Genomic DNA, 13,762 nt, shown 5'->3' on the forward strand with positions numbered 1-13,762 from the left:
GTTGTTACACGGGTGGACGGTCGTCATCCCGGTCAAACCCACCGCACTCGGCAAGTCGCGGCTGGTCGGATCCGGCGATCGCGCTGCGCTGGCCCGCGCCATAGCGCTCGACACGATCGAGGCCGCGCGGCGCGTGTGCCCTGTCGTCGTGGTGACGGCCGATGCCGAGGTCGCCGCCGCCGCACGCGAGCTCGGGGCGAGCGTGGTCGGCGAGGGCGAACCGGCAGGGCTCAACGCCGCCATCGCACGCGGGGTGGATGCCGCACGCTCGGGCCACCGCGCGGCCATGCTGGGCGATCTGCCCGCGCTGCGCTCGACAGATCTGGCCGCGGCGCTGCGGGATGCGGCTTCCCTCGACCGCGCCGTGGTGCCCGATGCCGAGGGCACCGGCTCGACTCTGGTCACCGCGCGCGCAGGCATGGCGTGGGCGTCGGCGTTCGGCGCCGACTCGCTCGCCCGGCACATCGCGCTGGGCTGCACGGCGCTGGATGCCGCCGCCTCACTGCGCCGCGACGTCGACACGGTCGAGCAGCTCGCTGCGGCTGCCACCCTGGGACTGGGTCCCCGCACGAGCACGCTGCAGCCAACATCGCACAATGACACCGTGGCGATTACGCTGGAAGAACTGTCCGATACGAGGAGGAAGCGCGGATGAGCGACCGGATCACGATCGACTTTCCCCGGGTTGTCGAGGCGGTTCGCCAGTTGCAGACTGCAGCCGACAGCATCCAGAGCATCCTCGAGACGCTGGATGGCGAACTGAGCACGCTCGAGACGCAGTGGACCGGTGAGGCGTTCGAGGCCTATCGGCGAATGCGCCGAGACTGGTTCGTGCACATGGGCGCGCTGCAGGCGAAGCTCGACTCGTATTCCCAGGTGCTCGACACTTCGGGCAAGGCGATGCAGAAGACGGAATCGAACCTCGCGAAAGCCCTCTGATGTTCGGACGCAAGAGCAAGAAGGCAGCCGAGGCACGACGTGCCGCCTCCGCCGAGGTCGCCTCCCGCGGGTGGCAATGGCACGACGCCGCACCCGCGCCCGCACAGGAGATCTGCGAAGCCGTGCTGCGCCGCGGCCGGGGCCCCATCTGGCCGATCGGCATGAGCGAGGTCGTGGACGGCACCGTCTCAGGTCGTCCGTTCACCGGCGGGCATCTCGTCGGCTATGACTACCGCACAGGCAACGGTGGCAACGCGTTCGGTGATCGCGCGTCGGTGAACGTGGTCTGGATGCCGCTGCCGGCCTCGCTGCCCGAACTGCGCATCGTCGACGACGGTGTGCGTTCGGACGACGGGGTTCGCCTTCCGCCGCTGCATCGGCCCGCGGGGGTGAGTGCCCGGTGGTCGTTCGAGGGTTTCATCCCCGGTTTCGCCGAAGAGGTGCTCACGCCCGCCTTCATCGCGGTGCTTGAGGGCGCACCCGCCTCGTGCACCATCGTGATCCGCGCCGGTGTCATCCTCTGCTACGGCGATCCCGTCGGCGATGCGGCCGGCATCTCGTCGCGCGCGACGCTGCTCTCCGCGCTGATCGATCAGGTTCCCGCACCGTGCTGGGGGCGCGCAGACGCGCTGATCGCGGGCACGGGTGTCTCGCCCGTGAACGCCCCCGACGGGGCATCCCTCGTTCTCACCGAGCGTCTCGTCACACGCGATTGGAAGGGCTACGGCCTCGCGAAGGTCGCATGGCAGCAAGCCCCCGAGGCTGCATGGATGGTCTCATTGTCGAATCGCGAGTCGCAGGACGTGTGGCGTTTTCCCGCATCCGCGAGCTCGCCGCCCTCAGGAGGGTTGCACGTCTCGGGAGCCGACATTCAGCTGTCCGCCCCAGCGGATCTGGGGATCCCCACTGTCGCCTCGACGCTGGCCGGAGGCAAGCCGCCGGCCAGCTGACGGCCGGCGGCGTTCAGCTCGACGAGGTGTCGTCGTCGGCGCGCAGGGAGGCGAGCGGCCCCGCGAGTCCGCGTCGGAGTTCGGCGAGGGTCTGGGTTCCCACCTCGCCCGCCTGCGCATCGACGACCGTCTCGGTGAGGTTCTGCTCCAGTTCGACGAGCGCGCTGCGCAGGGTGTCCATGATCATGCGCGACACGGCGGTCGGCCCGAGAGCGACCACGCGGGGCGAGAGCTCGAGGCCTTCGAGCAGGCCGCCCGGCGACACCTGCACACGCACGCCGCCGTCGGGTGAGCGCCCCACGACCCCGGACGCCTGGATGGCTTCGTGCATGCGCTGAATGCGCACGAGCTGTTCTTCGGCGTCACTGATCTCACTCATCGGCCCAGTTGTCCTTGTAGCTGCTGGTTCCTGCCTGCACGATGCCCACGAGGTTCACAGCGTTGACATCGAAGCTCCTCGAGACGACGGCCACCTCGCCGAGAGATTCGGCCACGACGGTGACGCGCCCTTCGAAGAGCTTGTGGAACTGCGTGAGCCGGGCCACCACGTCGTTGACCCTCTTCATGGCCGCCTCGACCTTCTCGACCCACCGCATCACCTGCGGCACGCGTTGAGCGATGCGCGATGCCATCTGTCCCGCGATGAACGGGATGCCCAATCCCAGGGTGGCCAGCGCCTCGGCGACCGCCTGGATGATCTGCCCGACGAGGTCGGCGATGATGCCCTTGACGATCTCGTAGACGACCTCGACGATGGTTGCGGCCACCCGCAGTCCCATCGCCACGCCGTGGCTCGCGGTGCCGATCGTTGCGATGACCTGTTCGAGGCGCTGCGCCGTCAATCCGTACGATCTGGCTGCGTCACCGATCCAGTCCGGCAGCAGCTGCATGACCGACGAACGGTGGTCCTGGGCGATCTCGTTGAGGGCTTCCGCGAGGTTGTCCCAGGTCTCCGACAGCGCCCGCACCATCTCGGGACTGCCGGTCAGCGACTCCAAGGCGCGGTGCAGCGGCCCGATGTGGTCCATCAGGAACGACGCGCAAGAACTGGCCAGGGTCGCGATCGGGTTCGCGATGACGCTGACAACGTCCAGAGCACTGCCGGCGACGTCGATGATGCCCGAACCGATATTTCCGCTGCCGAAGTCCTCGGCAGCGGATGCGATGTTGCCCGCCACCGGCGTGGCATCCAACAGTGCCTGCCCCGATACCCCTTCGTAGCTCGGCGCGACGACCAGATCACTCATCAGACCTCCACTGCATCGGCCGCATTGATCTGCGAAGACAGGGCGTCGTCTGCCGCACGATACGCGTTGGCGGCTGACAAGACCGCCGTGCTTTCGCTGCGCACGGCTCGGCCCATCGCCACCATGCCGGCCAGCGCTGTTGCCTGCATCGTGCCGATGACCGGCACGATGAACGAGCAGGCCAGGCCGAACGCCGCCCCATCCAGAGTGATCGACGTGAGCGCCGCTTTGGACACTTCGTCGATCCGATCGCCGAGCTGAGCGATCTTGTTCGCGTGGGCTTCGAGTTCGGCGATCCGTACGTCGAGTTCGGTCATCGTTCCTCCTGGCTGTCGTCTTGAGTGCGGCGATCGATCCGGTCGATCCGGTCGTAGAGCTCGTCGAGCTTGTCGCCGAGGTCAGTACGCAGAGGCGGGGTGAGATGCGGCTGCAAGATGGCGTCGCGCAGGGGCTGCCCCTTGCGCTGCACGTCTTCGATGGCGCGATGCATCGCCTGCATGACCAGCGCCGCCGCATGCGGTCCGCCCTGTGCCAGGGCATCGTCGTTGAGCGCGACGTCGAGGATGAGACCGTTGTGGTCCACCGTCACCGACACCTCGCCCTCGTCGGTCTCGCCGACGCCGCGCAAGCGCGCGAGTTCGTCAGAGAGCCGTTCTGCGACGACCGAGACTTCCTGCGCGCGCTGCAGCTGCGCGCCGATCGCCATGAGAATGTCGGCTGCCGATTCCATGCTCATCCTTCGTCCTTGTTCTCACAGACCGATCACCAGCCTATGAGAACGAGCCCCGCATCATGGTGCCGGCATCCAGTGTGGCGCGTGCAACGGCCTCGCTCGTATCGGCATCGCTCATCCACAGCGGCGCGATGACGGGATGGATGCCGCGGGCCGCGACCGCCGGCGCGAGGCCCGCATCCTCCTCGGCCATGACCCAGGCATCCAGCAACCCGCCGGCGCTGCGGGCGCCGTAGTGGGCGGCCACGGCGTCGGAGCGCGTTTCAACCCCGATCGCCGTCAGGCACACGTCAGCCATGCCGCGCACGACCTTGCCGCCGATGACCCCGGCCACACCGACGACCCGTCGGGCGCCTCGCAGCGCCTCGCGCACGCCCGGCACCGCCAGAATCGGCCCGATCGAGACGACGGGGTTCGATGGGGCCACCAGCACGATGTCGGCGTCGGCGATCGCCTCGCGCACACCCGGCGCGGGCTGGGCCTGGTCGATGCCCGGATTCTCGAAAGCGAGCGGGGTGATCGTCGCGCGGTGCCGGGTCCACCACTCCTGAAAGTGCATGCGCCCCTCGGCCGTGACGACGTGCGTATCGACCTCGGAGTCGGTCATCGGCAGCATCCGCACGCCCAGCGGCCAGCGCTGCGACAGCCTGTGCACCACCTGGGTCACCGACATCCCGTCACGCAACCAGCCGGTGCGCGCAAGATGGGTGCCCAGATCGAGGTCGCCGAGCGTGAACCACGGCCAGCCCGCCCCCCACGCCTGCAGCTCGGCGTTCACCCGCTCGGTGTCACCGGCGCGACCCCAGCCGCGTTCGGTGTCGTTCTGCCCGGCGAGCGCATACAGCACCGAGTCGATGTCGGGCTGCAGTCGCACCCCCGACAGCCAGAGGTCGTCGCCGGTGTTGACGATCACCGTCGCCTCGGGCGCGCCCATCCGGGCGAGGGCTGCGCGCACCCCGAGGGTGAATTTGGCTCCGCCGACTCCGCCGGCGAGAACGACGACGCGAGGAGAGGATGCCACCCCTCCAGGCTATCGCGGGGGTGCGACATCCACCTTCTCGTTGCGCCGGCCGCGCCCACCGGCCGAAATCGCGAGGACGCCGGCCGCAAGCGGGTGAACGCCGGCCGAAAGCGGGAGAACGCCGGCCGAAAACGCCGCTTCCCCCGACCGAAGCGACCAACCAAGACGGCATCCCTACGGCCCGCCGCACACGCCGTCCAAGAACGCCGCTTCCCGCCACCGAAGCGACCAACCGAGACGGCACCCCCACCGCCCACCGCACACGCCGTCCAAAAACGCCGCTTCCCGCCACCGAAGCGACCAACCGAGACAGCATCCCCACGGCCCACCGCACACGCCGTCCGAAAACGCCGCTTCACGCCACCGAAGCGACCAACCGGGACGGCACACCACCAGCCCGCCGCACACGCCGTCCAAAAACGCCGCTTCCCCCGACCGAAGCGACCAACCGAGACAGCATCCCCACGGCCCACGGCACACGCCGTCCAAGAACGCCGCTTCCCGTAGCCGAAGCGACCAACCGAGACGGCACCCCCACCGCCCGCGACACACGCCGGCCGAAAACGCCGCTTCACGCCAACGAAGCGACCAACCAAGACGGCATCCCCACGGCCCACCGCGCATGCCGTCCAAAAACGCCGCTTCACGCCAGCGAAGCGACCCTTCGGGACGGCAATCGCGAGAACGGCGGGAGCGCGGCCAGGCGACTACAGGTGGAACTCGTCCGAGGCGTGCGGGAGCGGCAGCACCGAGACGGCGTCGATGAGATCGTCGACGGTCTGCTTGCGCGAGACGATGTCGACCGACAGACCGACCTTGCGGGCGTCCTTGGCGGTGCGCGGCCCGATGGCCGCGATCACCGTGTCACCGGGGATGCTCTCGAACTGCGACCGCACCTGCTCGGCGACCGAACCGCTGGTCACGAGGATCGCGTTGATGCGCCCGTTGGCGACGTCGCGCGCGATGCGCTCGGTCACCGGCACGCCGACGGTGCGGTAAGCGACCACCTGGCGCACCGCATGACCGGCCGCGATGAGGCGCTTGGTCAAGACGGGCTTGGCGATCTCGCTGCGCAGGGTGAGAACACGCCGCGGCTCGGGCTCGAGCGCGATGAGCTCGTCGGCCATGCCGGCTGCGGAGTTGTCTTTCTCGGGAACGAGATCGACCCGGTATCCCACGGCGGTCAGGGCCGTCGCGGTGGTCTCGCCGACGGCGGCGACCTTGGTGGATGCCGGGATCACGGCCCGGTACGCGTAGAGAACATCGACCGTGGTGGCACTCGTGATGGTGAGCCAGTCAAAGGCTCCGTCGGCGAGATCGGCGAGCGCACTCTCAAGCTCGGAGAGGTCTTCGGTCGGTGCGAAGTTGATCAGGGGTGCGACCACCGGCACGGCGCCCTGCGAGCGGAGCTTCGCCGCGACGCCATCACCCCACGGACCGCCGCGGGGCACGAGGACGCGCCATCCGGCGAGCGGTTTTCCGGCGGAAGTGGGGATTTCGGCTGTGTTCATCATGTGGTGTTCGGGGTCGGCTGACGATCTACGACGTCGGCCGCCCCACGTTCGAGCAACCGACGGGCGACACCGTACCCGGTACGCGTTGTGCGCGCTTCGGGTACGCGCCGTCGGCAGCACTCGCACCATTGCCACTGCCTGATGTCCGAGCATACCCCGCGCACCTGGGAGGTGCGCGACGGAGGGTCTTGGCTCAGCGTCCGGGCCGCGTGTACAACCGCACGGCACCCCACACGACGGCGCCGACCACAGCGGCCACGCCGACGACGGCCGCCACCGCCAGCGCCGGGTTCTTCTGCGCGAACGTCCGCGCCTTGGCGGTGCCGCGTTCGGTCGCCCGCGCCACCCGCTTGGGCACGTTGGCCTTCTCTTCGATCGCGGCCAGCGCGGCCTTCAACTCGGCACGGGCCTTCTCGACCGGATCGGTGAGGTCGAGATCGACGACGGTGCGGCTGGTCTCAGAACTCATCGGCGACATCCTTCACGATCTTGACATCTTTCGCGGCGGCCTGGCCGGGGTTCTCACGTTGCGTGAGCTTGCGGAAACGCAGAACGCCCAGCAAGGCGAACACCACGGCGATCACGAGCATGATGCCGAACACGACGAGGGCCGACAGCCACACCGGCCACCACGACGACAGACCCGCGATGAAGAATGCGCCCAGCGACGGAATCGCCCAGAACAGGAAGAAGAGGGCGACGACCATCCATCCCGCGCCGAACCCGGCATCCTTCGCCGCGCGGCGCACCCACGTCTTGGCCGCGTCGATTTCGGCCACGATGAGATTGCGGATGAGTTCGGGAAGATCTCCGATAAGGCTCAAGAAGCCATCATCGGCGCGGTCGCGCAAGCGCACCATGTCAGCTCCTGTCGCGGTCGCGGATCGCGTCCTTGACCTCGTCGGCGGTGGTCGCGGCCGCATCGGCGACATCGTCGGCCGAGTCTTTGCCGACGCGAATCGCGGCGTCCAGCCGCTCTCCGGCGGTGCCACGCTCAGAAGCCGCCTTCACGACCTTGACTGTGCCGTTCCACAGCGCGTTGGGCAACGCCATCGCGGCGGACTTGCCGAGGTCCTTGACCTTGTCGACCTGCTTCTGCACCGGAGGGAGGTTCCAGACCTTCTCGGCCTGCTCTTTGATCTGCTCATAGCGCTCGCGACCGGCGCGCGTGCCGAGCACGTACCCCGCCGCGAGGCCGACGACGAGTCCTACCTTGCCCCTCATAGGGTCTCCTCACGATCGCCGAGAACTGCTGGTCACCCCAGGCTAGCCCCATATGCCGATTCCGGCATCCGCTTGACAAGCCGCCCCAGCGCGCACTCAGGGCTGCGGCTGCGGGGGCGTCGCCGGCCCGCGGCCACCCGATCCGGCCGCCGCCGACCGGGGCCCGAACTCCTCGTCTTCCTCGATGGATTCGGCGATGGGACCGCCGAGGCCCCGTGCACGGCGTCGGGAGTCGTTGGATGCTGCACCGCGACCGCCGGCCCCGCCGCCGGCGCCGACCATCGATGATCCGCCGCGACCGCCGGCGGCTGCTCCGGCACCGGCGCTTGCCGCCGACGTCGGTCGCGTTCCGCCCAGCAGCCCGCCGGACCGCGCCGAGCCTGCGACCCCTCCGCCTCGGGCGCCGCCCAATCCCCCCGCCGCGCCGGCGGGGGCGGTCCCGCCAGGTGCCACGGCGCCTGCCGCGCGTCCCATGCCAGCACCAGCACCAGCACCCGTGCCCGCTCCAGCTCCGGCGCCGGCTCCGAACATCCCTGCTGTTCCGCCTGCCATCCGGGAGCCCGCAGTGAGTGCCGTCGCACCGCCCGCGCCGGCGATGAGCGCGCCCGATCCGGCGCCGCCACCGAACGACCCCGATCCGTACGACCCAGCACCCAACGACCCCGATCCGAACGACCCGCCACCGCGCGAGCCATTGCCGAGAAGGCCGCCCGAGGTTCCGGACGAACCGAAGTCTGTGGTGCCGTCCGAGACCGGCCCATCGGGGGTGAGGGCGCCACCGGTCCACGGGGCTACGGTGACATCGTCGTCGCCGCCCGGCAGATACCCGCTGAAGCCGGGGTCTCCGGGGCGCGGACGGTCATCGGGGACGAAGATCCCGGCGGACGACGTCGCGTTGCCGAGCGGGTCGTCATCCCAGTCGGCGTACTTCGTGAAACTCCCACCCGGCGTCGAGAATCCACCGCTGGGGACTCCCCCGCTCGTACCGCCGGATCCGCCGCTACCGGTAGGTGTGTACCCGTGCTCGTCGACCCCATGGGTTGCGGGGAGAAGCTCCTTCGGCACGGCGATGTCGTCGTAGTCCTGCGTAGCCCGCTGCACAGCGGCTTTTGCCGCCGTCTCACGGGTGGCGGCATAGTAGTTCTGCATGTTCGCGAGGGTGTTCTCGTTCACGAGCACGCACGCATAGCCCGTATCGATGACATCGCCCGGTTTGGCCGCACGCACTTTCGCCTCGAGCGCCGCACTCATCGTGCCGCTGGGCAGTTGACTCAGATCCGTGCCCGCCTGCGTGCGCACCCCGTTGGCCTTGTCGACCGCCTTCTGAAGCGCCGTCGTCGTCTCGACGATGCTGTCGGCGCGCTTGGCCGCGTCTTCCAGGCTCTCCGATGCGGCGAGGCCCGTCTTGCCTGAGACACCGGGATCTGCCGCAGCCTTCTTGAGCACCGAACGCAAGTCGGTCAGCGTCTGAGTGAGCTGCCCGGCGGCGGGTAGCTTCCAGTCCCGACCGCCCACGGCGATATCGCGCAGGCGCTGTTCCCATTTTCCGGTCATGGCGTACTCCTTGTCTTGCGACGCCGGGACACGACGACGATGACGATCACGATCGCGATGGCGAGTAAGACGACGACGCCGAGCACGACCGCAACAATTATGCCCGATCCGCCGGATGTGTCGGGAGCGGGGGATGCCGCGGCTGGCGGCGTCGTGCTCTTCGCGGTGACGGATGGCGACGGGGGCGGCGAGGGGGTCGATCCTCCCGCCGCGGCCTGCACCTGCTCCACCGTCGGCGTCCCGCTGGACTTGTCCATCAGCGGATTCTCATCGGGGTAGCCGGTCGGATCCACCGCGAGGATATGCCGCAGCGAGGCCGGACCGTACCCGAACCCACTTGTCGTATCACGCGCGAGGTCGTGATCCTTCGTCCCCGTGTTGCGGATCAACGACTGGATCAGCTGGTTGCCCGTCGCCTCCGGATACTTCTGCGCCGCAGCGGCAATGATCCCCGCCACCAGCGGGGTCGCCAACGATGACCCGGTGATCCACCCACCATGCGCCCAGTCCACCGACGGGAAGTTGACCCCCGGGGCCACGACCGTGACCTCCGGCCACACATTCGGCTTCTTCGCCGCATCCTGAGTGCGCTGGAGATCGCCGTTCTCATCGAAGGCGTTGACCGCCACGACGCCGTTCCCGCTGAAAGGGAACGTCGCATCGTCGAGTTTGTTCGCTGTTCCGGCCACCAGTACGACCCCCTCAGCAAGCAGTCGGGCGATCAGGTCGACATCAGCGTCGGTGATGTAGAAGTCGCTGAGGACAAACGACATCGAGATGATTTGTGCCCCGCCGGCCGCGGCCCGCTTCAGACCGAGCCCGAACGGAGACAACCCGTCGACCTGATCGGTGAAGTCGCAGTCGGTGGCGTCCATCCCCCAGCCGTAGAAGGTCAGGTCGGCGCCGGGAACCATCCCCCGGACCTTCCCCTGACCCGTGCCATTCCCGATCAGCAGTGCAGTGACATCCGAACCATGAACAACGGCATCGGTCGCCTTCGTCGAACGCACGGTTCCTCCGGCGCACAACGGCTGATCATCCACATGCAGATGCGTGCCGTCGAACACCGGGATATCCGGATTGATCTGCCCGTCGATCACCGCGATCTTCACACCCGAACCATCGATACCGGCCGCCTGCACCTGCGCCACGCCGAACGCGTCAAACCACCAATTCGACGGCGCCGACGCCGCCACAGCCGGCGACGATACAGCCAGCACAAAAGCCAGCACCGCCGCCACCACACCGACAACGCCGCGCCGGAGACGACCCGAACTCACGGTCGACCCGACCGGTCCACATCGCGCCGACGCTGCTCCCACACTCTGGTCACGATGCACTCCCTGTCCGACGGCGCCGCGACGCGACGACGACGATCACGATCACGGCTGCGAGCATGACCAGAATACCGACCACGACCGCAACGATGACGCCCACTCCAGCCGACGATGCGGGGGATGCTGCGGCTGGCGGCGTCGTGCTCTTCGCGGTGACGGATGGCGACGGGGTCGGCGAGGGGGTCGATCCTCCTGCCGCGGCCTGCACCTGCTCCACCGTCGGCGTCCCGCTGGACTTGTCCATCAGAGGATTCTCATCGGGGTACCCTGCCGGATCCACCGCGAGGATATGCCGCAACGAGGCCGGACCGTACCCGAACCCACTTGTCGTATCACGCGCGAGGTCGTGATCCTTCGTCCCCGTGTTGCGGATCAACGACTGGATCAGCTGGTTGCCCGTCGCCTCCGGATACTTCTGCGCCGCAGCGGCAATGATCCCCGCCACCAGCGGGGTCGCCAACGATGACCCGGTGATCCACCCACCATGCGCCCAGTCCACCGACGGGAAGCCGACACCCGGGGCGACTACTGTGACCTCCGGCCACACATTCGGCTTCTTCGCCGCGTCCTGAGTGCGCTCCAAATCGCCGTTCTCATCGAAGGCGTTCACCGCCACGACGCCGTTCAAGCCCGACGGAAACGATGCACCATCGAGCGTGTTCGGCGGCGCCGCCACCAGCACAACCCCCTCGGCGATGAGCTGGGCGACCATGTCGACATCAGCGTCGGTGATGTCGAAGTCATCCACGCCGAACGACATCGAGATCACCTGCGCGCCGTCGGCCGCCGCCCGCTTCAAACCGACACCGAGCGGCGACAACTTGCTGCTGTCAGCGGCATAGAAGTCACAGTCGGTGATGTCCATCCCCCAGCCGTAGAAGGTCAGGTCGGCGCCGGGAACCATCCCCCGCACCTTCCCCTGACCCGTGCCATTCCCGATCAGCAGTGCAGTGACATCCGAACCATGAACAACGGCATCGGTCGCCTTCGTCGAACGCACGGTTCCTCCGGCGCACAACGGCTGATCATCCACATGCAGATGCGTGCCGTCGAACACCGGGATATCCGGATTGATCTGCCCGTCGATCACCGCGATCTTCACACCCGCACCATCGATACCGGCCGCCTGCACCTGCGCCACACCGAACGCGTCAAACCACCAATTCGACGGCGCCGACGCCGCCACAGCCGGCGACGACACAGCCAGCACAAAAGCCAGCACCGCCGCCACCGCACCGACAAGGCGCCGGCCGTGTCGAGATGTCACAGTCCGGTCGTAGGATCCACGTCCGGGACGGGGCTCTTCGTCGACGCCGGCCCGGCTTGGCCCGTGCCCGCATCGGCCGCGTTTGTGTCGTCCTTCTTCTCAGCGTCGAGAAACTGCTGGGCCTGGTGCACGTCGTCGGCCGTCGTGTCCTGGGCGGTCTGCGTGACGACATCGCTGAGCCGCCGCGCATCGTCGACGGCCGACTGGTCGGTCTCATCGAGGGCGCTCGCAGCCTGTTTCAGCGCCTCGGCATGCTGGTGAACGGTGACTCGCACGACGTCTGTGTGCTCGCCGACCATCGCCACCGCCTCTTCGAGGCGGAGCAAGAAGTCAAGGGTTCCCGGCTCAGCACCATCGCCGTGGACCTCGTTGATGATGTCGCTCGCAGGCACCTGCGACGCGTGGTCAGACAGCTTGGCGTGGTTGTGCTGGACGACGGTCTCGTCCATATCGATCCTCAGCATGACACCTCTCCCGACGATGGCCTTGCCCTACCATCGTCCTGCGCTCGACTGACACGAGAATAGCGCGACCGACGGCTCACCTTTAAAACAGCATGCTGCGGCGCAGGCGGTCTGCGGCCGCGGCGGCGTCAGGAGCCACCTGCGCCAGACCGCTGCCCGACAGCCATGCGCCGGTGGCGGCAAGGTGCGGAACGGCCTCGACCGCACGCCGTACGCGAGCTGCGGCATCCACTTGCCCACGCACCGCCCGCGGCGGGGTGACCGACAGCCGGGTGCGCCACGATGCCCGCACGGCACCGGGGTCGACAGTGGTACCGAAGAGTGTGGATGCCTCGTCGCAGGCCAGCGCGATGAGCTCGTCGTCATTCAACTCGGCGGTCAGCGTCGCATCGAAGCTCACACGGATGACGTGGCGGCCGACCCCTGCCCTGTGCGCGAGCCATCCCCATTTTGCCGTCAGGTGCAGGGCGCTGCGCGCACGATGTGATCCGGGCACGGTGACGATCTCGGCCCCGCGCGGCCGGTTGTCGAGGGCGGGGGCGTCGACGACCAGCGCCACGGTTTCGATCTCGGCGGCCGTCTGCGCCGCCGCATCCAGATCCGTCACGACCGGCGCGAGCAGCCTGCGGGCTGCGCTCTCGTCGCACGCCACGATCACCGCGTCGAAGGTGGTGGCCGCGTCGGTGGCCTCGGGCGCGTCGACGGACACCACCCACTCGTCACCACTGCGCTCTATCGAGGTGACTGCGGCCTGGGTGCGCACCTCGACCTCGAGGAGTGCGAGCCGCTGCGCGAGCGCATCGACAAGCCGGGCCATCCCGCCCACGAGGCCCCGCACACCGGATTCGTCGCTGCGCACCGCGGCGACAGCACCCGACAGCGAACCCGTGCGGGTCAGCGCTGCGTTCAGACCGGGGGCCGCCAGATCGACGTCGATGCGGTCGGGTGTCGTGCCGAACACCCCGGCCGTCAGCGGCGCGACGAGTCGGTCGAGCACCTTCTGCCCCATCCGGGTGCGCACGAGCTTGGCGAGGTCCTGCTCGTGGCCGATCGTCAGCGGAGGGCGCAGGCGATCCATATACGCACGCCACGCACCCCCGGTGCCGAGAATGCGCCGGCTGGCGTCGGAGAACATGTTCTCGGGAATGCCCAGCACGGTGTCGTCGGGCAGGGGCGCGGCATCCACGCCGGGAACACCGGCGACCCATCGGGTCTCGGTCTCGGGCACCCCGAGTGCGTCGCCCAGCCCGAGATCGCGCAGCCGGTCGTCGAGTGCGGGGGTGAGGCTGTCCGCGCCCATGTCGACCGGCAGGCCGTCGAGTTCGACCGTGCGGGCGGCACCGCCGAGCTGGTCGGATGCCTCGAACACCGTGACGCGGGTGCCGACCTTCGCGCACTCGAGCGCGGCGACCAGGCCCGCGACACCACCGCCGATGACCGCGATGTGCACGGCAGCGGCGTGCCCGGCGAGCGCATCGAGCGGGACGGGTTCGGGGTCTGCGGATGCCACGG

Annotated in this window: 17 protein-coding genes; 3 read left to right on the forward strand and 14 right to left on the reverse strand. The window is 68.6% G+C overall.

Features of this window, described 5'->3' with window-relative positions; genetic code table 11:
• The first annotated feature begins 1 nt into the window (after position 1).
• From cofC to ET475_RS03935, 3 genes are read left to right on the forward strand one after another with little or no spacing between them, the layout of a single operon-like run.
• On the forward strand, positions 2-655 hold the full coding sequence (gene cofC, locus ET475_RS03925) for a 2-phospho-L-lactate guanylyltransferase (RefSeq protein WP_129386217.1): 654 nt from the start codon (positions 2-4) through the stop codon (positions 653-655).
• Positions 652-939: a WXG100 family type VII secretion target gene (locus ET475_RS03930; protein ID WP_129386219.1), complete on the forward strand. Its 288-nt coding sequence runs from the start codon at positions 652-654 to the stop codon at positions 937-939. The genes cofC and ET475_RS03930 overlap by 4 nt, the downstream gene beginning before the upstream one ends.
• Positions 939-1,889 (forward strand): hypothetical protein, encoded by a 951-nt coding sequence (locus ET475_RS03935; RefSeq protein ID WP_129386221.1) that lies wholly within the window; start codon positions 939-941, stop codon positions 1,887-1,889. Before ET475_RS03930 ends, ET475_RS03935 begins: the two co-directional genes overlap by 1 nt.
• 13 nt (positions 1,890-1,902) lie before the next feature.
• Here ET475_RS03935 and ET475_RS03940 read toward each other — a convergent pair whose 3' ends face one another.
• The 14 genes from ET475_RS03940 to ET475_RS04005 all read right to left on the reverse strand — a co-directional run bounded on the left by ET475_RS03940 (position 1,903) and on the right by ET475_RS04005 (position 13,760).
• Entirely contained in the window at positions 1,903-2,268 is a 366-nt protein-coding gene (locus ET475_RS03940; protein WP_129386223.1) for a YbaB/EbfC family nucleoid-associated protein, read from the reverse strand.
• Entirely contained in the window at positions 2,261-3,136 is an 876-nt protein-coding gene (locus tag ET475_RS03945; RefSeq protein ID WP_129386225.1) for a WXG100 family type VII secretion target, read from the reverse strand. Before ET475_RS03945 ends, ET475_RS03940 begins: the two co-directional genes overlap by 8 nt.
• The gene (locus tag ET475_RS03950; protein WP_129386227.1) at positions 3,136-3,453 is read right to left on the reverse strand and encodes a type VII secretion target; all 318 of its coding nucleotides are present in this window, start codon (positions 3,451-3,453) and stop codon (positions 3,136-3,138) included. Before ET475_RS03950 ends, ET475_RS03945 begins: the two co-directional genes overlap by 1 nt.
• Entirely contained in the window at positions 3,450-3,872 is a 423-nt protein-coding gene (locus ET475_RS03955) for a YbaB/EbfC family nucleoid-associated protein (RefSeq protein ID WP_129386229.1), read from the reverse strand. Before ET475_RS03955 ends, ET475_RS03950 begins: the two co-directional genes overlap by 4 nt.
• A gap of 34 nt (positions 3,873-3,906) precedes the next feature.
• Positions 3,907-4,890: a 2-phospho-L-lactate transferase gene (cofD, locus tag ET475_RS03960; protein WP_129386231.1), complete on the reverse strand. Its 984-nt coding sequence runs from the start codon at positions 4,888-4,890 to the stop codon at positions 3,907-3,909.
• A 707-nt stretch (positions 4,891-5,597) separates the two neighbouring features.
• Entirely contained in the window at positions 5,598-6,401 is an 804-nt protein-coding gene (locus ET475_RS03965) for a uroporphyrinogen-III synthase (protein WP_129393638.1), read from the reverse strand.
• Positions 6,402-6,597: 196 nt separating this feature from the next.
• Positions 6,598-6,873, reverse strand: coding sequence for a hypothetical protein (locus tag ET475_RS03970; RefSeq protein ID WP_129386233.1), 276 nt, complete (start codon positions 6,871-6,873; stop codon positions 6,598-6,600).
• A complete protein-coding gene (locus tag ET475_RS03975) occupies positions 6,863-7,264 on the reverse strand; it encodes a phage holin family protein (RefSeq protein ID WP_129386235.1) in 402 nt (133 codons plus the stop codon). Before ET475_RS03975 ends, ET475_RS03970 begins: the two co-directional genes overlap by 11 nt.
• 1 nt (position 7,265) lies before the next feature.
• Positions 7,266-7,628, reverse strand: coding sequence for a hypothetical protein (locus ET475_RS03980; protein WP_129386237.1), 363 nt, complete (start codon positions 7,626-7,628; stop codon positions 7,266-7,268).
• A gap of 96 nt (positions 7,629-7,724) precedes the next feature.
• A complete protein-coding gene (locus ET475_RS03985) occupies positions 7,725-9,182 on the reverse strand; it encodes a hypothetical protein (protein WP_129386239.1) in 1,458 nt (485 codons plus the stop codon).
• On the reverse strand, positions 9,179-10,414 hold the full coding sequence (locus tag ET475_RS03990; RefSeq protein WP_165310722.1) for a S8 family peptidase: 1,236 nt from the start codon (positions 10,412-10,414) through the stop codon (positions 9,179-9,181). The genes ET475_RS03985 and ET475_RS03990 overlap by 4 nt, the downstream gene beginning before the upstream one ends.
• 97 nt (positions 10,415-10,511) lie before the next feature.
• Positions 10,512-11,786, reverse strand: coding sequence for a S8 family peptidase (locus ET475_RS03995; protein ID WP_129386243.1), 1,275 nt, complete (start codon positions 11,784-11,786; stop codon positions 10,512-10,514).
• A complete protein-coding gene (locus tag ET475_RS04000; protein ID WP_165310724.1) occupies positions 11,783-12,250 on the reverse strand; it encodes a hypothetical protein in 468 nt (155 codons plus the stop codon). The genes ET475_RS03995 and ET475_RS04000 overlap by 4 nt, the downstream gene beginning before the upstream one ends.
• A gap of 82 nt (positions 12,251-12,332) precedes the next feature.
• The gene (locus ET475_RS04005) at positions 12,333-13,760 is read right to left on the reverse strand and encodes a protoporphyrinogen/coproporphyrinogen oxidase (protein ID WP_207205400.1); all 1,428 of its coding nucleotides are present in this window, start codon (positions 13,758-13,760) and stop codon (positions 12,333-12,335) included.
• Between the last annotated feature and the right edge of the window lie 2 nt (positions 13,761-13,762).

This window comes from Microbacterium protaetiae (genome assembly GCF_004135285.1).
Lineage (GTDB): Bacteria > Actinomycetota > Actinomycetes > Actinomycetales > Microbacteriaceae > Microbacterium > Microbacterium protaetiae.

Excerpts from the sequence above, each read along its gene's own strand:
- ET475_RS03930 (WP_129386219.1), top strand. The coding sequence starts at position 652 with ATGAGCGACCGGATCACGATCGACTTTCCCCGGGTTGTCGAGGCGGTT.
- ET475_RS03935 (WP_129386221.1), top strand. The coding sequence starts at position 939 with ATGTTCGGACGCAAGAGCAAGAAGGCAGCCGAGGCACGACGTGCCGCC.
- ET475_RS03940 (WP_129386223.1), bottom strand. The coding sequence starts at position 2,268 with ATGAGTGAGATCAGTGACGCCGAAGAACAGCTCGTGCGCATTCAGCGC.
- ET475_RS03945 (WP_129386225.1), bottom strand. The coding sequence starts at position 3,136 with ATGAGTGATCTGGTCGTCGCGCCGAGCTACGAAGGGGTATCGGGGCAG.
- ET475_RS03950 (WP_129386227.1), bottom strand. The coding sequence starts at position 3,453 with ATGACCGAACTCGACGTACGGATCGCCGAACTCGAAGCCCACGCGAAC.
- ET475_RS03955 (WP_129386229.1), bottom strand. The coding sequence starts at position 3,872 with ATGAGCATGGAATCGGCAGCCGACATTCTCATGGCGATCGGCGCGCAG.
- ET475_RS03965 (WP_129393638.1), bottom strand. The coding sequence starts at position 6,401 with ATGAACACAGCCGAAATCCCCACTTCCGCCGGAAAACCGCTCGCCGGA.
- ET475_RS03970 (WP_129386233.1), bottom strand. The coding sequence starts at position 6,873 with ATGAGTTCTGAGACCAGCCGCACCGTCGTCGATCTCGACCTCACCGAT.
- ET475_RS03975 (WP_129386235.1), bottom strand. The coding sequence starts at position 7,264 with ATGGTGCGCTTGCGCGACCGCGCCGATGATGGCTTCTTGAGCCTTATC.
- ET475_RS03980 (WP_129386237.1), bottom strand. The coding sequence starts at position 7,628 with ATGAGGGGCAAGGTAGGACTCGTCGTCGGCCTCGCGGCGGGGTACGTG.
- ET475_RS03985 (WP_129386239.1), bottom strand. The coding sequence starts at position 9,182 with ATGACCGGAAAATGGGAACAGCGCCTGCGCGATATCGCCGTGGGCGGT.
- ET475_RS04000 (WP_165310724.1), bottom strand. The coding sequence starts at position 12,250 with ATGCTGAGGATCGATATGGACGAGACCGTCGTCCAGCACAACCACGCC.